Annotated in this window: 20 protein-coding genes; 7 read left to right on the forward strand and 13 right to left on the reverse strand. The window is 62.4% G+C overall.

Going from position 1 to position 21,341, the window contains the following annotated elements:
* The first annotated feature begins 98 nt into the window (after positions 1-98).
* Positions 99-1,670 carry a sensor histidine kinase gene (locus R2676_RS24110; protein ID WP_206274415.1) on the forward strand — a complete coding sequence of 524 codons (1,572 nt, stop codon included), beginning with the start codon at positions 99-101 and terminating at the stop codon, positions 1,668-1,670.
* 51 nt (positions 1,671-1,721) lie between these two features.
* Here R2676_RS24110 and R2676_RS24115 read toward each other — a convergent pair whose 3' ends face one another.
* Together R2676_RS24115 and R2676_RS24120 are read right to left on the reverse strand one after the other, a co-directional pair.
* Positions 1,722-2,351 carry a hypothetical protein gene (locus tag R2676_RS24115; protein WP_316887539.1) on the reverse strand — a complete coding sequence of 210 codons (630 nt, stop codon included), beginning with the start codon at positions 2,349-2,351 and terminating at the stop codon, positions 1,722-1,724.
* Between the two features lie 53 nt (positions 2,352-2,404).
* Positions 2,405-2,986 (reverse strand): globin family protein, encoded by a 582-nt coding sequence (locus R2676_RS24120; RefSeq protein WP_206274417.1) that lies wholly within the window; start codon positions 2,984-2,986, stop codon positions 2,405-2,407.
* Positions 2,987-3,722: 736 nt separating this feature from the next.
* Here R2676_RS24120 and R2676_RS24125 point away from each other — a divergent pair.
* The 3 genes from R2676_RS24125 to R2676_RS24135 all read left to right on the forward strand — a co-directional run bounded on the left by R2676_RS24125 (position 3,723) and on the right by R2676_RS24135 (position 5,507).
* Positions 3,723-3,962 (forward strand): hypothetical protein, encoded by a 240-nt coding sequence (locus R2676_RS24125; RefSeq protein ID WP_206274418.1) that lies wholly within the window; start codon positions 3,723-3,725, stop codon positions 3,960-3,962.
* Between the two features lie 101 nt (positions 3,963-4,063).
* Positions 4,064-4,546 (forward strand): 3'-5' exonuclease family protein, encoded by a 483-nt coding sequence (locus R2676_RS24130; RefSeq protein WP_316857632.1) that lies wholly within the window; start codon positions 4,064-4,066, stop codon positions 4,544-4,546.
* A 709-nt stretch (positions 4,547-5,255) separates the two neighbouring features.
* Positions 5,256-5,507, forward strand: coding sequence for a hypothetical protein (locus R2676_RS24135; RefSeq protein ID WP_206274419.1), 252 nt, complete (start codon positions 5,256-5,258; stop codon positions 5,505-5,507).
* A gap of 17 nt (positions 5,508-5,524) precedes the next feature.
* On the opposite strand, the gene R2676_RS24140 is transcribed toward R2676_RS24135, so the two are convergent.
* The 3 genes from R2676_RS24140 to R2676_RS24150 all read right to left on the reverse strand — a co-directional run bounded on the left by R2676_RS24140 (position 5,525) and on the right by R2676_RS24150 (position 8,540).
* Entirely contained in the window at positions 5,525-6,532 is a 1,008-nt protein-coding gene (locus R2676_RS24140) for a DNA-binding protein (RefSeq protein WP_316857633.1), read from the reverse strand.
* A 444-nt stretch (positions 6,533-6,976) separates the two neighbouring features.
* On the reverse strand, positions 6,977-8,254 hold the full coding sequence (gene dmeF / locus R2676_RS24145) for a CDF family Co(II)/Ni(II) efflux transporter DmeF (RefSeq protein ID WP_009238036.1): 1,278 nt from the start codon (positions 8,252-8,254) through the stop codon (positions 6,977-6,979).
* Between the two features lie 7 nt (positions 8,255-8,261).
* Positions 8,262-8,540, reverse strand: a complete 279-nt coding sequence (locus R2676_RS24150) for a metal/formaldehyde-sensitive transcriptional repressor (protein WP_009238035.1) — start codon at positions 8,538-8,540, stop codon at positions 8,262-8,264.
* Between the two features lie 167 nt (positions 8,541-8,707).
* Here R2676_RS24150 and R2676_RS24155 point away from each other — a divergent pair, with 167 nt between their 5' ends.
* From R2676_RS24155 to R2676_RS24165, 3 genes are read left to right on the forward strand one after another with little or no spacing between them, the layout of a single operon-like run.
* Complete coding sequence (locus R2676_RS24155) at positions 8,708-10,015, forward strand: TolC family protein (RefSeq protein WP_009238034.1); 1,308 nt, start codon at positions 8,708-8,710, stop codon at positions 10,013-10,015.
* The gene (locus tag R2676_RS24160; protein WP_021197783.1) at positions 10,012-11,181 is read left to right on the forward strand and encodes an efflux RND transporter periplasmic adaptor subunit; all 1,170 of its coding nucleotides are present in this window, start codon (positions 10,012-10,014) and stop codon (positions 11,179-11,181) included. Before R2676_RS24155 ends, R2676_RS24160 begins: the two co-directional genes overlap by 4 nt.
* On the forward strand, positions 11,178-14,408 hold the full coding sequence (locus tag R2676_RS24165) for a CusA/CzcA family heavy metal efflux RND transporter (RefSeq protein ID WP_012755726.1): 3,231 nt from the start codon (positions 11,178-11,180) through the stop codon (positions 14,406-14,408). The genes R2676_RS24160 and R2676_RS24165 overlap by 4 nt, the downstream gene beginning before the upstream one ends.
* Before the next feature lie 1,289 nt (positions 14,409-15,697).
* Here the strand turns inward: R2676_RS24165 and copC are convergent.
* The 8 genes from copC to R2676_RS24205 all read right to left on the reverse strand — a co-directional run bounded on the left by copC (position 15,698) and on the right by R2676_RS24205 (position 21,298).
* Positions 15,698-16,084, reverse strand: a complete 387-nt coding sequence (gene copC, locus R2676_RS24170) for a copper homeostasis periplasmic binding protein CopC (RefSeq protein WP_012755724.1) — start codon at positions 16,082-16,084, stop codon at positions 15,698-15,700.
* Between the two features lies 1 nt (position 16,085).
* A complete protein-coding gene (locus tag R2676_RS24175) occupies positions 16,086-16,292 on the reverse strand; it encodes a copper resistance protein B (RefSeq protein WP_225694736.1) in 207 nt (68 codons plus the stop codon).
* A gap of 289 nt (positions 16,293-16,581) precedes the next feature.
* Positions 16,582-17,541: a porin gene (locus R2676_RS24180; RefSeq protein WP_021197781.1), complete on the reverse strand. Its 960-nt coding sequence runs from the start codon at positions 17,539-17,541 to the stop codon at positions 16,582-16,584.
* Positions 17,542-17,617: 76 nt separating this feature from the next.
* Positions 17,618-18,061, reverse strand: a complete 444-nt coding sequence (locus R2676_RS24185; RefSeq protein ID WP_012755722.1) for a hypothetical protein — start codon at positions 18,059-18,061, stop codon at positions 17,618-17,620.
* A 101-nt stretch (positions 18,062-18,162) separates the two neighbouring features.
* Positions 18,163-18,897: an amino acid ABC transporter ATP-binding protein gene (locus R2676_RS24190; RefSeq protein ID WP_012755721.1), complete on the reverse strand. Its 735-nt coding sequence runs from the start codon at positions 18,895-18,897 to the stop codon at positions 18,163-18,165.
* A 50-nt stretch (positions 18,898-18,947) separates the two neighbouring features.
* Positions 18,948-19,637 (reverse strand): amino acid ABC transporter permease, encoded by a 690-nt coding sequence (locus R2676_RS24195; RefSeq protein ID WP_012755720.1) that lies wholly within the window; start codon positions 19,635-19,637, stop codon positions 18,948-18,950.
* Between the two features lie 7 nt (positions 19,638-19,644).
* A complete protein-coding gene (locus R2676_RS24200) occupies positions 19,645-20,382 on the reverse strand; it encodes an amino acid ABC transporter permease (RefSeq protein WP_012755719.1) in 738 nt (245 codons plus the stop codon).
* A 28-nt stretch (positions 20,383-20,410) separates the two neighbouring features.
* Positions 20,411-21,298 carry a transporter substrate-binding domain-containing protein gene (locus tag R2676_RS24205; protein ID WP_012755718.1) on the reverse strand — a complete coding sequence of 296 codons (888 nt, stop codon included), beginning with the start codon at positions 21,296-21,298 and terminating at the stop codon, positions 20,411-20,413.
* Between the last annotated feature and the right edge of the window lie 43 nt (positions 21,299-21,341).

The raw sequence follows: 21,341 nt of genomic DNA on the forward strand, positions 1-21,341 counted from the left end.
CTTCCTGACGTTGCGCCTGCAGTAAAAGGTGCGGCCGCGTTTGCAACACCCTACAATGCCTTGGCTGGCAACCTGCCGGCTTCCAACTGGCGGCTCCAATGCAACTGCCCTACGGCGTATTAAAGGTCCTTCCTGAACCGTATATCGTCGTAGACGAGCGGCTCTTCATCGTGTTCGCGAATACAGCTGCGCGCGACACACTCATGCTGCCGCTTCAAGAGGGACACGCACTCGATCTGCACACGGATGCACTTGTCAATGCCATTTCGGCAGCCATTCGTGGCGCTTCCCCGCAAACGATTGAACTCGATGTGCCGCGCGGCGTCCGCTTCAACGCGGAAATCCTGCCCGAAGGTGAAGAGACGAAGCCCCGCCGCGCGATCATTCGTTTCCACCGCGTTACCGACAAAGTCGAGCGCCCCCGCAGCAAGGCGCGTGACGCCTTTCAAGACGAGGCGATGCTGCGCATGGCGGTTGAAGCGGCAGAGATCGGCACGTTCTATTGCCCGATGCCGCTGCACAAGATCGTCTGGAATGCGAAGTGCAAAGAGCATTTCTGGCTCCCGGCCGATGCCGAGGTCGATATCGGCGTCTTCTACGGCCGGCTGCACCCTGACGACGTTGCGCATACGCGCGAGGCGGTTGAAGCGGCGGTGTATCGCGCCGTGCCTTACGACATCGAATACCGGACGCTGTCGCCGTCGGGCGATGTGCGATGGCTGCGGGCGATGGGCCGCACGCGGTATTCCGAATCGGGCGACCCCGTTCAGTTTGACGGCATCACGATCGACATCACCAAGCAGAAATTGGTGGAAAAGGAGCGGGACCGGCTCCTGGAGCATGAGCGGCTGCGCCGGCAGGAAGCCCAAACCGCAAGCTCGCTTAAAGACGCATTGATCGCGACGGTTTCGCATGAACTGCGCACGCCGCTGAACGCAATCAAGGCCTGGACCGAGGTGCTGGCTGCCAAAGCGGCTGACCCTGAGGCCGTCATGCGATGCGTCGAAGTGCTGCACCGAAACATCGATGCGCAGGCGCGGCTGGTGGACGACCTGCTCGATGTCAATCGCGCGGCAACCGACAAGCTGGTCATTGAACGTGAGCCGCTGCGGATCGAGAACATTGTCTCGGCGGAGGTCCAAAGCTGGATGCCGATCGCGCAACGCAAGCAGATCGACTTGCGCTACCGGTTGGAAGCCGGCGGGCCCGTGGTGGGCGACGCGGTGCGTCTGCGCCAGATCATCTCCAACGTGCTCAGCAACGCCATGCGCTACACGCCTGCAGGCGGGCACATCGACGTTGCCGTCACCGTGGACGGACCGCTCGTGAAAGTCGCCATGTCCGACAGCGGCAAGGGCATCCCGCCAGAGAAACTCGAAACGATCTTTGAGCCGTTTGCGCAGCTGGGCGCGTCGCGTCCCAGCGATCATGGCGGCTTGGGCCTGGGGCTGGCCATCGCCCGCAAACTGGCCACGCTGCATGGCGGCACGTTGACGGCGACCAGCGCGGGCGAAGGGAAGGGCGCCACGTTCGCCCTGGCGTTGCCGCTGGAGGCCGTGACCGCAGCGACGATCGGCACGATTGACGCCGGCGCGAGGAATCCACCGGAAGACGTGCCGGTTGCTGCGGCGTTGTTGGCGGCGCCGCTCGCCGCTGTATCCGTGTCGTGATGTTTCCTGCGGCGAGGCGGCATGGATTGCCGCCGGGCCGCAATAAGTGAATCAAAGGCGTGCCGACATGTACTGCTCACGCACGGCCAGGCCCGCGTAAGGAAGATTGCTGGCGGTGACGATGGCAAGGTAATCGGCAAATCGATACTGCAAACGTGCCGTCTGCAGTGGCGACCCGCTCAATGCCTGCGGTGATGCATCACCCACCGCCGACGTTGGCATACCGAGCGCATTGCGCAACGCATCTGTCGCGTCGTTCCAGGCAGCAGTTGTGTCGCTGGCAGTCATACCGCGCCGGTAGACGTCTATGCCGATGAGGCGGCCGGCTGGACCGAAGCTGAGCCACAACTCACTGACGGGCGGACCGGCCAGACCCAGCTTATTGGCATCGACGCCGCGGCAGCGAAGATAGCTGTAGCCGTGCTTGACGTCATCGCATGCAATGCCGTTTTCGTGTGCCCAGCGGGCGGCTTCCTCCGCTGTCGTGCCATCCAGCACGAACCCGCCGGGGACCGGGCGCGCCGGTGCGGACCGATCCGCGCGCAAGTGCGCCAGTCCGCTTGCACGCAGCGCGCTGACTTGCTCGGCCGTAGTCTGGTCGACGGGGCAGGGGACGCCAAGCATCGCCAGCACAGGGCGGGCCGCCTTCAAATGCATCGCCCCGACGAGACCGATCGCCACCGCAAGCGCTGCAACACTGGGCACGGCGTAGCGTTGCAGTCGGCGTTGCGGGCTCATTGGCAGTTCTGGGCGGTGTTAGGGCCCAGGTACTTAGGCATCGGCGACACGATGGACGACTTCAGACCGGTCAGCACAGGAGCCACACGAGAGATGTACCCGTCCGGAACGCCATCGGTCTTCATGACAGCCGCGGCATCGGTGATGAACTGGTCGAATACGCAGCCCGGGATACCGACGTCGGAGTGCGCCGTCGCCATGTCCTCACACATGACGGTGGCGCCGTCCGCCGAGACTTTGCCTGGATAGCTGAACGGGCCGCCAAACAGCGCCTTGAACTGGAGGTTCAGGCAAGCCTTCAGGCGTCCTACCGTATCGTGCCCGGGTTGACCGATGTTGGCGAAGTACGGCGCCTCTTTGGGGTCCGCAAGCAAGCCGGACACCGCGTCGTCGACCACTTTTGAAATGGCTGCCGGTGCGCTGGCGTCTCCGCCAAGCCCCGCCCACATGTCGGCGTTTTGCGGAAACTGGGCCGTCGCCGCAGTCGATGCCGTCGGCATGGGTGCATCGTCGCCGCCTCCGCATGCACTCAGCGTCGCGGTGGTCAGCGTCAAAACCAATAGCAGTGCTCGCTTCATCGTCAGTCTCCTTGGGCCGGATAGGGATCGGGCGCTGCGTGGCTTGCCTCACGCGCTACGCAGCGCTGGATTCATATACGGCGGCCATGCGTGATCGGATGCAGGACGGACTGTGCAACCGAGCAGATATGTGCGAGAGCAGACGACGATTCCCAACGCAGTTTCAACGCAGTCGGCCTAGGAGTACGACGTTTCTATTTGGGTCAGGTGCGACATTCCAATTTGGCACCAACACCCAAATGTCGCGTAATTTGTGTTATGTAAAATAAAAGAATTCCGATGACAAGGCCTGCAGCGAATCGAAGCCGGCCCTGCATCGCTTGTCCGACTCAAGCAAATCTAGCGACGCTCCCGATGTAAATCTGGCGACTTCCCTCTGGTTACTCGAACCTTGGCGAAACCATGTCCATTTTTGCTTCCCGCTGGTCAACTAGTGGTCATGAGTCCTTCGACTCAGTCAAAACTCGCTAGCGCCTTTCGCCTCCTGAGGTTCTTGACTGAACCGTACTACCTTACCGCGCGACTGGGACAGCCTGTTGTCCAATTTCGGGCTACCCTGAACCTTATTCGCGTAACTCTGAGCCTATCGGGCTCTGCAAGCAATCTCGCATCAGAGATGCCGCATGTATCACCAGTGCTGGCCCCCCTTGGCCGGCCTGATGCAGACTCGTACCCTCGGGTCGGTCAACGTGCCCGACGCTAGGCGCATGGAACAGTCGTTTGAGGAGGACAAAGCATGACCCGCGATGAGCTGATTGCAGCGGTGCCGATCTGGGAGTCTCAGGGCCGCTTGTACGTGCGCATGGACGAAGTGCCTGAGCCATGGCGGCAGCAATTTGCTGAGGCGATGGTAGGCAGCGCATTTATCGCAGTCCAAGGCGAGACGTGTGTCACCCCGCATGCCCACGATTGGGATGCCTGGGTTCGCGATCAGTGGTACAGCCGCCCCGGACCGACGGGACTCTCCAAACGGTGAAACGCTGCGGCGCGGTGGTCAGCAACTGCGCCAAGCGCTCTACCACGGCGAGCCGGTTCCCCGCGCAAGTCCGGCCCAACATCATCCAGTCTGCACATGCCATGCATGCCTCCAAAGCCCCGCGCAGCCCGTGGAAAACACGCTATTTTGTCGATACCGAATTCACAGACTTTATCGATTGCCAGCTCATCAGCCTGGCAATCGTGAGCGAGGATGGGACCGAGTTCTACGGGGAGGTGTCAGACTTCGAGTTGTCCGCGTGCAGCGAGTTCGTGCGGGCGGCTGTGCTGCCGCAGCTCGGCCAGTTCCCCGGCCGCTCGATGCCGGCCTCGCAATTGCGCGACGAGCTAATGGCGTGGCTGCTCGCCGTGCCTGCAAAGCCCAAGCGGGTATTGTGCTTCGACTATCAAGGCGACTTCGACCTGGTGCTCGATCTGCTCGATGCCGAAATTCCCCCAGGCTGGCAGTGCGAACACGTGGGCCGCCGGCTTGATATGGAACGACTGGAAACGTACTTCCGTGAGTACGGTGGCCGGCATCACGCACTGCACGATGCGCGCGCTAATGCCTTCGCTTTTCGCTGATGACACTGCACCAGGCTCTAAAGGAAATGCGGCTCGCCGAGCTTTTGGCTCCGGAGCGCGTCTTCTATGGCACGCTCCTCAAGCTGGAAGTCTTCAAGGCGGCTCGCCTCAGTCACCGGTCGATGTAGCGCTCCAAGCTGCGCTAGAGGCGCCCACCCGCATCGCCAAGGGTCCTCCCGGGCTACTCTACGAACTCCGGATCTCGGCCGCGGCTCACCTGCTCTTCTTGGCCTGCCATGTCGTTATCCGCTAGAGACAAGGACTTGCCTCGCCGGGAATTCCTCTTTCAAGACCGTCCAGGCACCCGCACACCGTGTCGATACACTCAGTCGGACTCATCTCGCCGCCACTCTGGAAGTTCGGGAAATGTGCGCCGTAGGGAGATTCGGGCGGTCGCGCGCAACTGCGCCTTTACCTGAGGTGTGACCACCTGTCTCCGTTTGGAACGGCGAATCACTACCTTGGGTGATTTCGCGTCCGCTGCGGTTGGCTCTGCCCGATCTGCCCGACTCATCTCGACTCCTGGGATGCACTTAGTCTAGTGGCTTTCATGATGCGGCGATACGCGATGGCCAGCCCCCCCAACTCCAGGCTTTGTAGCAGAAATACGTGCCAAGACAGCGCAGAGAATTCCGGCTCGTGTGAACAGTGTGCACTTTTAGTGAGCCTGCTACATTGGTTTTCTTGCCAGATATCATGAGAGGCCTCCATGAGCACGAAAGCGACCATCGCCCATCGCCCTTCCGAAGGCGACGAGCCAGCGTGGCACCTCTATGAGGAGGTTTTCGAGGTGGGTGTCGTGTATCTGGAACTTTGTGGGGTTAGCGCGGTATTGAGTACACGCGAGCGAGGCGGCGCCGACGTAGTTTTACGCCTGCCGATCGAAACGGCGAAACAACTTGGGTTGCATACCGTTGTGTCGCCTGAGCGATGGGCGCGAGCCTGCGACAGCAAGAAATAGCTCTCTCCGCTTTTTCTTTAGATCTCAGCGTTTCGGGGCTCTGGCCCACCAAAACCAAGCTGCGTCCGATAGTCAGCAGCTAGCGTTTGCTGGGCTTCGAGACTCGCTGTCAGCTTGGCCAACGCTGCAACCATCTGCTCCCGCTCCGCACGCACGGCTGTGAGTTCTTCTGCTTGCGCCTGCAGCGCCGCGCGCAGGGCGTCGCGCTCCACCTCCGTCCGGGTCTGGTGTGCGCGTATGTGGATCAATTCAGTCTGTACCTGTTCGCCTCGCGCCTCCAGTTCACGGACACGCTTGGTCGCGGCGCCGGCTTCGGCAACCAGCCTTGCACCATCCTTGTTTAACTGGGTGATCTCACCCTGCTTGATGATCAACGCCTGGTTGGTCTGTCGAAGCTCCGCCTGCAGTTGTTGGACCAGTTGCTCGTGCCGACGGATCTCTTGGTCGCGCTGTTCCTTGCTGGCGTTGCGGAAGTGCTCCAGTGCCTGGTGCGCGTGCTGGAGCTTCTCCTCCAACGAGCGCCGGAAGCCATCGTATTCGGCCCGCTGTTCCGTCAGGTCTCGTACCTGCTGGGCCAGCCGCTCAGCCTCCAATGTCCGACTTTGCAACTCGGCTTGCGTTTCGCTGTGTGCCGCCCGTGTGGTGGCAAGGGCCGTCTGCGCGTCGGCCAACTCGGCACGAGCCGACATGAGGTCCGCAACCAGCTCAGCCGCTTCAGCTTGAGCCTGCTCTCGCTGGGCCACCAACGTGGTCGCTTGCTGGTCCACCAAGGCCTGCGCTTCTTCATGCAGACGCGCCGCCAGACGGCTCACCAGATCCAAGATGGCATCGGAGGTGGAACCCAGGCGGTTGAGCCCCGAGCCCTCCTCCTCTTCTAGTTCTTTTAGGCAGCGGTGAATGGTGGTTTTCGAGCCCGTATTGCCTAAGGCGATACGTATCGCATCGATCGACGGGTGTTGTCCCTGCGCCAGCAGCGAATCGCGGGCGCGTTTGACATCTAGGCGGCTGAGTCCGGCACGAGCCATGTGTCTCTACAATTTCGTACTGTAATACGTACTATGTATATACGTACCAATCTGAGTGGTCAAGTCAGCGATTTGGCTTGGAGATCTCACACACGATAATGGCGGATTATCACGTGTGAGCGCCTCACAAAGAGCTCTCCGACCAGGCTTGCGGTACGAAATGGCTTGGAGCCCTGTGCAACGACGCCGGACGCGTGCTGCGAATGCACCACCGTCAGGCCACCCCAAAACATTAACCTTTCGTTGCCGCTGCTGCTCTAAGCCACCGACAGACGGTCCCCTGGAGCGCGCCCGCGTAAGTTGCCTCGGGTGCCGGCGATACCGTGCGCATACCGATCGGGTCGCAAAGGCGCTTTCTTGTCGTCGTCGGTGGCAGCAGCCCTACGGCTGGGCTCCGTGCCCCCTGCAGGACATCCTCGCGGAACGTCTGTATTGGCCGTTGCGCTATTTGGTCGGCAGCGGATGCACTTCCACCGTAACGTGGGACAGCGTATTGAACCGCCGCAGGAGCCCGTGATAGAACTGCGGCCCGCGCTGCACCTGGCGGGTACCCACCGACACCACCGCGCCGAGATGCCCGGGCCCGATACGCCACACGTGGAGGTCGAGCAGCGTGTCGCCGTCGGCTTCCAGGGCGATCTTGATGCGGCCGGCGATGTGCTTGTCCGGCGTCATGTCGACCAGGATGCCACCAGTGTCGCGCAGCAGCCCGTATGACCAGTTGGCGATGACCAGTGCGCCCACCACGCCTGCCAGCGGGTCCATCCACAGCCAGCCGAAGGTCTTGGCCAGCAGCAGGCCAATGATCGCCAGCACCGAGACAAAGGCATCCGCCAGCACGTGCACGTAGGCGGCACGCATGTTGTGGTCGCGATGGTGCCCTTCGTGACCGTAGCCGTGGTCGTGCTCTTCAAAGACGACGGTGTGCTCCTGCCCGCCAAGCTTGAGCACGGCAGTGAAGGCATGCGGTTCCGGAATGTCCGTGGTGGATTCGAGGACGTCGGACTTGCGGGCCAGTACGAATTCCTGACGGGCGCCATCAGGGCGGATCGTGGTCACCGTCGCCGCGTCATTCGGCAGCACGGCGGCTTCCGCAGCCAGGCGGAAAACAGGGGGCACGCCATCCTCGAAGATCGACAGAGCCAGCACGCCAGCGGGCGTGGTGATGTGCTGCACGTCTTCGCCGTGGTCGTGCGCATCGTCATGAGCGGCGCCGTGATGGTGGCCATGGGAATGGCCATGGCTGTGGCCGTGGTGGTCGCCGCCGCTCAGGAGCCACGCGCTGGCGATGTTCACCAGCAGACCGACGATCGCAATCGGGATCGCCTCGGCAAAGTGAATCGGCACTGGCGAGAAGAACCGCGCCACCGCCTCGTAGCCGATCAGCAGCGCAATCATCGCCAGGATGATGGCGCTGGTGTAACCCGCTAGATCGCCCAGCTTGCCCGTGCCGAACACGAAACGCGGGTCGTGCGCATACCGGCGCGCATAGGTGTAAGCCAGCGCCGCGATCAGCATGGCCCCGGCGTGCGTCGACATATGCAGACCATCGGCCACCAGCGCCAGCGAGCCGAACACGCTGCCGCCGATGATCTCAACGGCCATCATCAGGGCACACAAGACGATCACCGCCCAGGTCTTGCGCTCGTTCTTCTCGTGCCCGGCACCCAAGAACACGTGGTCATGGCCGCTGGCGAACGGCGCGTCGTAGAAATCGCTCATAACAGGCTCACTTGAAATAGCTGTGTACGACCTCGATCAACTGATCTTTGGCGCTGCCGTTGGCGTGCTCGTGTTCGGCATCCACTTCGGTGAGGTGGGTTCGGATGTGGTCTTCCAGCACCCCCGCCAGCAGGCCATTCATGGCGCCTCGGCAACTGGTGATCTGCTGCAGGACGGAAACGCAGCCGTGCTCATCCTCCAGCGCACGCTCGATGGCGTCGAGCTGCCCGCGGATGCGGCGCACGCGGTTGAGCAGCTTCTGCTTCTCTTGGACTGTGTGGCTCATGTAGGATCTCATCAAATATACTATAGGGGGGTATACTACATTGATTCCAGGTTGATGGATTGTCCACGCCGAGTGTGCTTCTCAGGTTGCGCATGCGAGTCATAAGCGTGTGCACCTACGCACAGCCTGTTCTGCGCAACTGACCATTTCCATGAAACGGAACGAGCATGGCCGCTTCCACCAACACATTGCGTGAAATACCAGGACTTCCGACGAGGAGGTCGACTATTTCCACCGCAATTTATGACTTCCACCGCAAGGCTGCCGGGCTCTTGTTGGCGTTCGCTGCCATGCCTGGCAGTGCTGCCGAGGCGCCGCCTTACACCGCTTTGCTGCGCCAGTCCTTGGCGCATGCTCCTATGTTGCGAGAACAGGCCGCCAACGTGGCTGCGGCAGGCGCCGACGCCGCTCAGGCACGTGCGTGGCTGAATCCGCGCGTGGACACGGTGTACGAAAACCTTGGCGCGCCGCAAAGTGGTGGCGTAAGCCAGCGCCAGAACACCTACACGATCACCCAGCCGCTGGAAATCGGCGGCAAGCGTAGTGCTCGCGTCGAGGCAGGCCAACGCGGCCTCGTGGCTGCCGAGGCCCGCGAACGGCAAACGCGGGTGACCTATGCCGCTGAACTGGCGGTGGCCTATGCCACGGCAGAAGCCATGCTTGGCCGCAAGGCCTTGGCAGCCGAGGATCGCCTGCGCGCAACCGACGACCTGCGCGCGGCCCGGGCGCTGGTGCAATTCGGCAAAGAGGCTGCCTTGCGTGCCGCACAGGCCCAAGCAAGTGTCGCGGCCGCGCAGGCTGCCGAACAAGCGGCGACAGCCGAGGCAACACAGGCCCTGGAGCACTTGGCGGTGCTGGCCGGCTCCGACGAGCCCTATACGACGCTCCCCACCTCATTGCTGGCGGCAGCTGGCCCTGCACCCGCGAATACGACAAAGCCGGACGAGACGCCGGCTGTTCTCACGGCACAAGCCGAGCGGGATGCGTTGAACGCTCAGGTGCAGGTCGAGCGGAAGAAATGGATCCCCGATGTTGGCGTCAGTGCTGGGCTGCGGCGATATGGCTGGACAAATGCCAGCGGGTACGTCGTGGGCCTGTCCGCCACGATTCCGTTGTTCGACCGGAACGATGCTGCGACCACGGCGGCAGTGGAGCGCGAGGCGGCGGCCGAGGCGCGGCTGGACAGCGTTCGCCTGGAGGCGGCCGCTGCGCGCCGCTCGGCATTGGCACAAGCGGCCGCATCGGAGAAGCGCTTGGCTGCTGCGGCCGAGGGCGAGCGAGCCGCCACAGAGGCCTATCGGCTAGGCCGCATCGGCTACGACGCGGGCAAGACTTCGCTGATCGAGCTGCTCGCCACCCGGCGCGCGCTGTTCGAGGCCAAGGGATTGACGATTGATGCCAGCCTGGCGCGCGTGCGCGCGCTGGCGGCACTGGCACAGGCAGAGGGCCGCCTGGCTTTCGAGGAAACACCATGACGCAAGACAACCGCCAATCCTTGGGCTGGCCCAAGATCGCCGGGATTGCCGGCATCGCTGCACTGATTGGTTTCGGCGCTGCACGCGGGCTAACCCCAGCCAAAGTCGCCCCGCCGCCCAAGGCAGAGTCCGCAACGGTCCATGCCGCACCGGCCGAGGTCAAGATTCCCGAGGCCTATCTGACCGCCGCCAACATTGCCGTCGGGCCGGTTGCTACGGGCGGTGTGAGCACGGAAATCCTGGCCCCCGCCACGGTGGCTTCCGTACCAGGCAGCGAGGCGATCATCGTTGCCCGTGGGTCTGGCACCATCCAGCGCGTCAACCACCGGCTGGGCGACGCGGTACGGGCAGGCGACGTGCTGGCGCTGGTGGACAGCCCAGACGCCGCCGCGATGGCGGCCGAGCGCCGCGTGGCGCTGGCCAAGGCGGAGCTGGCGCGCAAGACCTACGCCCGGGAAGCCAGCCTCTATCAACAGGGCGTGTCGCCACGTCAGGAGATGGAAGCCGCCAAGGCAGCCCTGGACGTGGCCAACGCGGAAGCACAGCGCGCCGCCACGGTCGCCCGCGCCGCTCATGTTGCTGACAATGGCCGCTCGGTGGCCGTGGTCAGTCCGATCGCTGGCCGGGTGACAGCGCAGGCTGCCGTACTCGGCGCCGCCGTCACGCCGCAGGCCGAGCTGTTCCGTGTGGCGGGCACGGGCCAAGTGCAGGTCGAGGCCTCGGTCACGGCTGCCGACATCACCCACATCGCTGCAGGCGACACCGCGACGATCCTGACGGCGACTGGCGCACCGCTGCAAGCCGTGGTGCACTCGGTGACACCGACCGTGAGCGGCGGCACGCGCGCGGCCACGGTGGTCCTGACGCCCACGCCAGCCGCCGGCGCACTGGTAATCGGGGATGGCGTGCAGGTGCGATTGCATCCGCGCGCCGGCAAGGCGGACGACCTGTTGGTCCCGGAAGACGCCGTTCAAAACCTGGACGGGCGCGACATCCTCTTCGTGCGTACGCCGCAAGGCTTCCGGCCACAGCCGGTGCTGGTCGGCACCCGCCGCGGTGGCGTGGCGCAGATCCTGTCGGGTGTGAGTGCAGGTGAGCAGGTGGCGACGCGCAATGCCTTCCTGGTCAAGGCCGAGATGAACAAGAGCGGCGGGGACGACGAATGATCCACAGCATTCTGCAAGGCGCGGTGCGCCTGCGCTGGATGGTCCTGTTCGTGACCGCCGTGGTGGCCGCGATCGGCGCATGGCAGTTGAATCTGCTGCCGATCGACGTCACGCCGGATATCACCAACAAGCAGGTCCAGATCAATACCGTGGTGCCGACATTGAGCCCGGTCGAGATCGAGAAGCGCGTCACGTATCCCATCGAGACCGCGCTAGCCGGCCTCAACGGCGTGGAGAGCACGCGCTCGTTCTCGCGCAATGGCTTCAGCCAGGTAACGGTGATCTTCAAGGAAAGCGCGAATCTGTATTTCATGCGCCAGCAGGTGTCGGAGCGGCTGGCCCAGGCGCGGCCCAACCTCCCCGAGGGGGCCGAGCCGCAGATGGGCCCGGTCTCCACCGGCCTGGGCGAGGTGTTCCACTACAGCGTCGAATACGCGCACCCCGACGGCAAAGGCGCGGCGGTCAAGGATGGCCAGCCCGGCTGGCAAAGCGACGGCAGCTTCCTCACCGATCGCGGCGAACGCCTGGCCGACCAGGTTGCCAAGCTTGCCTACCTGCGCACCGTGCAGGACTGGATCATCCGGCCGCAACTGCGCACCACGCCCGGCGTGGCCGACGTGGATTCGCTCGGCGGGTATGTAAAGCAATACGTGGTCGAGCCCGATGCAGCGAAGCTGGCGGCCTACGGCATCTCATACTCCGATCTGGCTCGCGCGCTGGAAGACGCCAACCTCTCGGTGGGTGCCAACTTCATCCGGCGCTCGGGCGAGTCCTATCTGGTGCGCGCGGACGCACGCATCCGCACCATCGACGAAATCGCCCGAGCGGTGGTTGCGCACCGGCAGAACGTGCCGGTGACGGTCGGCCAAGTGGCCACTGTCAACGTGGGCGGCGAACTGCGTTCCGGCGCGGCCAGCCGCAACGGCTATGAAACCGTGGTCGGCAGCGCGCTGATGCTGGTCGGTGCAAACAGCCGCACGGTGGCGCACGCGGTTGGCGAGAAGCTCAACAAGATCGGCACAACCCTGCCGCCGGGCGTCGTCATCGTGCCGACGCTGGACCGCTCCCAACTGGTGGTGGCCACCGTCGAGACGGTCGCGCGCAACCTGACCGAGGGCGCGCTGCTGGTGGTGGCCATCCTATTCTGGCTGCTCGGCAACTGGCGTGCCGCGGCCATTGCCGCGCTGATCATTCCGCTGTCACTGCTGATGAGCGCGATCGGCATGAACGCCTTGGGCATCTCCGGCAACCTGATGAGTCTGGGTGCGCTCGATTTCGGGCTCATCATCGACGGCGCCGTCATCATCGTCGAGAACACGCTGCGCCGCCTGGCCGAGCGTCAGCATCGGGAAGGCCGCACGCTGACGCTGCGCGAGCGGCTGGACGAAACGGTCGCCTCCTCACGCGAGATGGTCCGCCCGACCGTCTACGGCCAGATGGTGATTTTCCTGGTGTTCGTGCCGTGTCTGACGTTCCAGGGCGTCGAAGGCAAGATGTTCTCGCCGATGGTGATCACGCTGATGCTGGCACTCGCGTCGGCCTTCGTGCTGTCGCTGACGTTCGTGCCGGCCATGATCGCGATCCTGCTGCGCTCGCATGTGGCCGAGCAGGAGGTGCGCGTCATCGTGGCCGCCAAGCAGCGCTATCGCCCGTGGCTGCAACGTGCGGTGGCCCGACCGCTGCCGTTCATCGGCGCGGGCGTGGCCGTGCTGGTGCTGGCCGTGGCGGCGTTCGGCCTGGTTGGCCGCGAGTTCATGCCGACGCTGGATGAGCAGAACCTGAACCTGTCGTCGGTGCGGATCCCGTCCACGTCGATCGACCAGTCGGTGGCGATCGATCTGCCGCTCGAGCGCGCAGTGATGAGCCTGCCCGAGGTCAAGACGGTCTACTCCAAGGCCGGCACCGCAAGCTTGGCCGCCGACCCGATGCCGCCCAACGCCTCGGACAACTACATTATCCTCAAGCCGAAAGATCAGTGGCCAGCCGGGGTAACGACCAAGGAACAGGTTATCGAGCGTATCCGCGAGAAGACCGCACCGATGGTGGGCAACAACTACGACGTCACGCAGCCGATCGAGATGCGCTTCAACGAGCTGATCGGCGGTGTGCGCAGCGATGTGGCCGTCAAGCTCTATGGCGACAATCTGGACGAGCTGGCTGCCACCGCCCAGCGCGTTGCTGCCGTGCTGCGCAAGACACCGGGCGCGTCCGACGTGCGGGTTCCGCAGACAAGCGGCTTTCCGACCTTCGACATCGCCTTCGACCGCGCGGCGATCGCCCGCTACGGTCTGACCGTCAAGGAGGTGGCCGATACCGTGTCGACCGCATTGGGCGGCAAAGCCGCCGGCCAGGTGTTCGACGGCGACCGCCGTTTCGATATCGTGGTGCGCCTGCCTGGCGCGCAGCGGGACAATCTCGATATGCTTGGCGCGCTGCCGGTGATGCTGCCCTCGGCAGATGGCCAGCCGCGCGGCTCCGTGCCGCTGCGCCAACTGGTGCAATTCCGCTTTACACAGGGCCTGAATGAGGTCAGCCGCGATAACGGCAAACGTCGGATCTACGTGGAAGCCAATGTGGCCGGGCGTGACCTTGGCAGCTTTGTCGACGACGCGGCGCAACGCATCGCCCGCGAAGTGAAGCTGCCGACCGGTTCGTGGATTGAATGGGGTGGTCAGTTCCAGAACCTCCAGGCCGCCACCCAGCGCCTGGCGATCATCGTGCCGATCTGCTTCATCCTGATTGCCGCAGCGCTCTATATGGCCATCGGCAACGCCATGCTGACCGCTACCGTGCTAACGGCAGTGCCGTTGGCCCTGGCCGGCGGCGTGTTCGCGCTGGCGCTGCGTGGCATCCCGTTCTCGATTTCGGCGGCGGTCGGCTTCATTGCCGTGTCCGGCGTGGCGGTTCTCAACGGGCTGGTGTTGATCTCGGCGATCCGTAAACGTATGGCGGATGGGCTAGCACCCGACGCGGCGGTGATCGAAGGCGCCATGGAGCGCGTACGACCCGTGCTGATGACGGCACTGGTGGCGTCGCTCGGCTTCGTGCCCATGGCGATCGCTACCGGAACCGGCGCCGAGGTGCAGAAGCCCTTGGCGACGGTCGTGATCGGCGGCTTGGTGACGGCGACTGTCCTAACCCTGTTTGTGCTGCCGGCCATTTGCGGGATCGTGCTGCGGCGGCGCGCAGCCGACTCGCCTGGGAGCCCCGAACTCGCCAGGAGTTGAAAGAGGGGTTCGTGCAATCGGTCCCAAACGCCTGCCGCAAATTAGTCGCGTGTCTGCCCCAGCAACTCATGCCCCAGCCGTTGCCCATTTGCTGGGGCGGCATCTCCCCCGGGAATGCCGGATTGCAGCACGACAAGTTGTCTGTGAGGGCAGCGCGATCATCCTATGGCTTGCACCCAAGGTGCGAAGGTCGATGTGACTTCGGCAGCAGCAATGGTTCGATCAGCGCCCACAGTTCGCCATCGAGATTGGTTTCCATGTCCTCTTCGTCAATGAAACAACGGAGAGGTTAAGAGCGCGCGGCGAGCGTTGACCCCGTCTATTCGCTTTCTTGGAGCTTCTCGGCGTGATCAGCTTGACGGCTTGGTTTGTCCATCTCAAGCCGATGTTCAGCACCGGTGGGCGTTCGATCCGCATGAGTCAATTGCGGCGACGTCACTTAGTGCTTCCACTCTTTCCAAGGAGGACATCGCGCATGGCGCGTAAGCCGCTCGAGCCTACCTGGCGTGCCATTCTGCACCGGGTCGCCACAGACAGGGCCGAGCTTTGGAGGCGTATTGGGCCTCAGGTGGGCAGAGTCGACGGTTTCACACGCAACCTTGGCGCCCCAAAGCAATGACGCCTGATCTGGGGTAAGCGGAGCTTCGATGCATGACTCAAAAATCCTGCTGCGCTGGTGCCGGATAACGCAATGACCTTCCCGGTATTGCTGACGCACGTCCGCGAACTGATCTGGTTGCCTACGCTGAAGCAGCCCCCACGGGGCTTGTGAAGCTGCCCGATCGTAGCCCGCCAAACTTGAAGGAACTCGACGGGGCGTCGCCGGATCACTCGAACCGCTACTGTGTCGACACCTATCGCCTCACCGCCGCCGACTAGAAGCCCCTCCCCTTTTTGGAGTTCAACCTGCTTTTCCAAACCGATGGCAGCGCTGCCGGCCCCGCGGCAGCCCAAAATGTACTGATCGGCACGCGCTTGCGGGGCGATCGGGCTGCCGCGGTCTTCGCACGCTCCGAGGAAATCCCAGCTAAATTCAGACGCGATGTCCATAAAAACTGGCCGCCAGACCAGAGACCGGAAATGCTCACGCTCCCGGGAGCAGTCCATCAGGCATGATGCGGTGTCCAGAGAAGCAGGGGCAAATTCACACAATGCGTTTGCCTGCTTCGTATCGTCATCTTCTAAGGCCTGTCTGCCGGTCATTCTGGCCGCCCCAGGCCCCGGTTTCTCCGCCATTTCGATTGCCCGAATTGCCGCCGCCTCTCTTTGAGCCGATCGTTGTCATGACGTTACTTCACCTTGAAGGAGAAGTTCCCTGACATCGGGTGCATATCCGACGAAACAGCCCGCCATTCGACTTTGTACGTCCCGGTCATCAGTGGCTGCACAGGTGTGATGACCATCGCCTTCGGGTCATCGTCAGCGGTGACTTTCGCGGCAATTTTCATGGCGTCGTGTTCCGACATGCCGGGCATCTCGGTCATAACGAGGTTTGCCCCCGAGAATTGTGTAAAGAGGCTTTCCGAGAATTTGAGTTCGATCATTGCCGGTGCCGCCCCTTCCGCTTTGTCGGTGGGCATCGACGACAGCAGCTTGGGATGTGCAAACGCCGCGGCGCTAGCAAGCATGGCCGATGCAGTGAAAGCGATGCTTGCAATGTAATGATGGTTCGACATGTCAATACCTCTGCGGGTGGTGAAAAAAACGAACAAGCTTGAGCCAAACGCGCGGGCCTGCCACAAGGCGGGTTTCGCTGCTGCTGCCACCATCGGCCTTGATGGTTGGCGTATTGCTAAGCGTCTGGTAGCGCTTGACGTCAATGTGTAGGGCAAACTGGCGGCTGAATTCGTAACGCAGTCGCAGCCCACGCTTGCGCTGGACAATCCCCTTCCAATATCCAGGGACGGATCATCGTTCCCATAGAAGTTCGTCCCCAACCGCGGCGGCGGAATGAGTTGCTGCTATCGCAGCAACTCATTCTCCGTAGACAGTCGCTGAGCGGTGCGATTGCTATTACCGACGTATGCGGTGGTCTGGATGTTGAATCAATACGGCACTAGGGGTTGCACGCCGAAAGCCGCCCAGCTCGGCGCCGGACGCCCTGAGCCGACGTCGTTCCGGATGCGAAGCCGCATGTTCCGGAACGTCGTGATCGAGTGCCCCGAATAGCAACTCAGAATTTGTGCCGCAAGCCGAGTGCCAACGAGCTGGGGCTGGGGCCGTTGATGCCGTTGTCCAAATTGAACGTTGCCCCGTTCTTGTTGTTGACCTTGCCGAACCGGCCGTATAACGTCGTTCGCTTCGACAAGGCATAGTCGGCACCCAATCCGATTCCGGTTGCACCTTTGTCGGCTGGTGTCTTGTCATTGACGCGCGTTGCGGTTGCGGAGAGGGTCCACGCACCTAGCGGCACGCTGACACCCAACCAGTAGCTGCTCTCGTCGAGGCCCACGGCACCTTCCTTGCGGGTGCGATAGGCGGCATACAGCTTCGCCACGCCGAAGTCGTACGCGCCTCCCAACGAGTGCCACCTTCGCTTGTCGCTGTTGGTCGCGTTGGTGCGCGCGTCATAAGCATAGGCGAGGTAGACCGGACCGTTATAGTACTGAAGGGAGGCGCCGACATCGTTGTTGGCACCGTTGAACGCGCCGGGTGCCTCGCCGAAGGCATACATGAGCCGGCCCACGAAGCCGTTCACGTTTGGCGTCTCATACACGACCGCATTGTCGGTGCGGAACACCGTGTTGGAGTAGGTATTGGAGGGCGATGCTGTGGAGCCCCCATCAAATGGGTCCATGCCGAACACGGCGCGGGCTTCGGGGCGGAACTGGCGACCGAGATCAACGCGCCCCCATGGCCCCGACAGGCCGACCGTCGCACGTCTGTTGAACAGCCTTGCGCTATCGGACAGCGCGCCGGTGTCCGTGTTGAAGCCGTTCTCAAGCCAGAAATTGGCCTTGAGTCCGCCGCCGATATCTTCGCTGCCCCGCATGCCGAAACGCGACGCTGAATTCTGCCCCGAGACCAGCCGGTTGACATTGACTCCGTCTCCACTGCGTGCCCACTCAACTGCCGTATCGACGATGCCGAATACCTCCACGTTCGACTGGGCCAGCGCGACTTCACTCGTCATTGCGATGATCGCGGGCGCGACCTTCCAAACTGTTGTCCTTATTCTCATGGCTCCTCCTTGTGGTCGAGCGGTCGTCTTACTTCGCCGCTTCGATCAGCTTCATGGCTTGATCGATCTTCTCGCCGACGGAATCGTGCAGCACGTCGTACGCGGCTTTCTCGGCCTTCGCCTGCAGCAGCAGTTTCCTGGCGGCATCGGTCATTGCGGGATCGCTGGTCTTGGGCGATGCGATCGCATCTTCCAGGCGTTTGATCTCGCTGCCGAGGAAAGCAGGCTGCGCTCCGACGAACTTGAAGCCATCGTTTAGCAACGCGCGGATGCGCAGGAGTTGGACGGTGTCCGAGTGGAAGTACACGGCGCGAGCCTGCTCGATCAGCACCTTTGCTTCTCGTGCCTCCTTGCTGTTCGGATCCTTTGTTGCATGGATCTTCTCGAACTTGGTGATATCGGCGTCGATGTTGTGCGCCAGCGCTGCCATGGACGCCAGGCCAAAGACGGCCGCTGCCATCATGTTTTTCATGGTTGTCTCCTCAAGGTAGTTGTGGTTGCCGCTCTTGCGGCGATTTCATGCGTAAAGTGCCGGCACACTGCGCAAGATGGAAAAACGTATCGATTGGATGGCTAACTGGAGAGGATCTTTGAAAGAAACTGCCGCGCGCGATCGGTGCGCGCATCGGGGCAGTCAAAGAAATCCGCCTTGGGCACGTCTTCAATAATCTGTCCCTGGTCCATGAAGATGACTCTGTTCGCCACTTGCCTGGCGAAGCCCATCTCGTGCGTGACGACGGCCATCGTCATGCCATCCCTGGCAAGATCGATCATGACGTCGAGGACTTCATTCACCATTTCCGGATCGAGCGCGGAAGTCGGCTCATCGAACAGCATGACCTCCGGGTCCATGGCCAACGCGCGCGCGATGGCAACACGCTGTTGCTGGCCGCCCGACAACTGCCCGGGGAACTTCGACGCGTGCGCAACGAGTCCGACGCGGTCCAGTAGCGCCAGCGCCTTGGCTTCTGCAGCGGCTCTGTTGCGCTTGAGCACCTTGATCTGACCCAGTGCCAGGTTCTGCAATACCGTCAGGTGAGGGAACAGCTCGAAGCTCTGGAAAACCATGCCGACGCGGGCGCGAAGACTCGCAAGGTTCGTGTCTGCGGCGCCGACGGAGATTCCTCCCACGTGGATATCCCCCTTCTGAAACGGTTCGAGTCCGTTGACCGTCTTGATGAGCGTCGATTTTCCTGACCCGGAGGGGCCGCAGATCACCACCACATCCTTTGGGGCGATGGAAGTCGTGCAGTCGGTGAGTACCCGAAACGGGCCATACCATTTGGAGACGTCGGAAATATTGATCATGGTTGGTGTCGTTTGTGTCTTGATATCGGAGCAACCGGGCAAGAGCCTGGTCACGCCCGGGCTCCCATGCGCTTCTTCTGCACGGCGGCGACGAGCCAGACGCCAAACGAGCACAGCACCAGGTAGACCGCAGCCGAGAACAGGTACATCTCGACCAGCCGCCCATCGCGCTGGCCGATCTTGCCAGCGGCGCCAAGGAAGTCGGTCAGGCTGATCACGTAGACGAGTGAGGTGTCCTTGAGCAGGGCGATCGTCTGGTTGATCAGCGACGGTGTCATGTTCCGAAACGCCTGCGGCAGGATCACGTGCCGCAAGGCTTGCCACTGCGTAAGCCCCAGCGCTTTTGCCGCGCTCAGTTGCCCGGTTTTCACGCTTCCGATGCCAGCGCGGATGATTTCGCAGTAGTAGGCAGACTCGGCGAGAATGAAGGCCGCCAACGCAGCCCATATCGGACCGACCGTGAGATACGGATCACCGGTCACAGCGCGCAGCATGGCCGGAACCAGAAAGAAGAACCAGAAGATCGTCAGGATCAGCGGTATGGAGCGGAACACGTTCACATACGCGGCAACAGTCATGGTGACGGGACGCGGGCCGAACAGCCGTCCGATCGCCAGCACGGTGCCCAGAGCAATGCCTGCTGTGATGGAGGCGGCAACCAAGCCGCCCGTCGTCGCGAGCCCTTCTACAAGGTAAGGCCACGCACGCGGAATGGAGGACCAGTCGAATTGATAGCTCATCGTGACCTCAGTGCGAACCGACCATGCCAGGAAGGCGCGAGCGCGCTTCGATCACGTGCATCAGCCAGACCACCAGCAGCGTGACCAACATATAGATGACGGTGGCGGCCAGAAACGACTCGAATGGCTGTGCACTGAATTCGCTCAGTTGGCGGCTCTGGCCGGTCAACTCCATGAGCCCGATGGTGAGCGCAACCGCCGAGTTCTTGAACACATTCATGAAGTCAGAGGTCAGAGGCGGAATGATGATGCGGAAGGCCTGCGGCAGAATGACGTGGCGGTAGATGCCGCCGGTGGAAAGCCCCAGCGCCAACCCTGCGGCCCGCTGGCCCGCAGCGATCGATTCAATTCCTGCCCGAATCTGCTCGGCGCATTTGGCTGCGGAATAGAGCGTCAGACACAGGACAACGGTCAGAAACTGATTCAGCGTCGGATTCATCTGCTTGATGGCATTGCCCCAGTCGACGGGTAGCAGCTCGGGAAGTACGTAGAACCACAGGAAGAGCTGGACCAGCAGCGGCGTGTTGCGAAAGCAATGCACATACGCAGCGCTTGGCCATCGAACCCAGCGCTGCGGCAGCGTGCGGGCGACACCGAAGAGGGTGCCCAAGGCCAGCGCCAACGTCCAGGACAACAGCGAGATCAGCAGGGTCCAACCCAGGCCTGTCAGGAGCATCGCTCCATACAGCCCTTCGCCCGTCACCGATGGCTTGAAGTAAATGAGCCAATCCCAGGAGTAGTTCATTGATCAATGCATGCGTGTTGCGGGTGATTTACTGGAACGCCTTGTCATTCGGATGCTTGAAGAGGTCCAGCATCTCGGGCGATAGCGGGCGATCAATGCGCAAGCCTCCCTTGACTGCGATGGTGGATTGGAAATAGCGCTTGTACAGCGCTTCCATTTCGCCGCTCTTCATCATGGCGGCGATAGTGTCGTCCACCAGCTTCTTGAACGCTGGGTCGTCCTTTCGCAGCATGCAGCCGTACGCTTCGCGCTGTTGCGGCATGCCAACGACTTCCCACATCGACGGGTCTTTCGCGCGGGCGATGTTGCTGTAAAGGATGATGTCGTCCTGCATTGATGCCACCGCCCGGCCAGTCTCGACGGTCAGGAAGTTCTCGTTGATGTCCTTGGCGAGAATGATGTTGATGCCCCACCTGTTCTCGACGTTGAGCTTGCGGAGCAAGCGCTCACCGGTGGTGCCGGCGCTGACCACCACGTTCTTGCCAATCAGGTCTGCCCAATGCTGGATTCCGGAGTTCTTGCGCACGAGCAATCGCGCACCAACGATAAAGAACGTGTTTGAGAACGCGACCTGCTTTTGGCGCTCCAGATTGTTGGTGGTGGAGCTGCACTCGAGATCCACGGTTTGATTGGCCACCAGCGCCACGCGGGTCTGCGGGGTGAGATTGATTTCCTTGATCTCGAGCTTGGGCAACTTGAGTTGCCTCTTCACCGCGTCGGCAATCCGGGTGGAAAGCTCCCATGCGTACCCCGCCTGCCGTTGATGGTCATCGAGGTAGTTGAATGGAATGGAAGCTTCGCGCGCGCCCAAGGTCATCACGCCGGTTTGCTTGATCTTCGCCAGCGTCCCGGTCTCCTGCGCGGTTGCGCTGCCGAGCACAGTGGCGAGCGCGGCAAATGCGAGTAGTCGAATCACGATGTCTTCTCCATGAGTGTGTTCTGCTTGGATTCAATGATGT

Source organism: Ralstonia flatus, assembly GCF_958439105.1.
In the GTDB taxonomy this organism is placed as follows: Bacteria; Pseudomonadota; Gammaproteobacteria; order Burkholderiales; family Burkholderiaceae; genus Ralstonia; species Ralstonia flatus.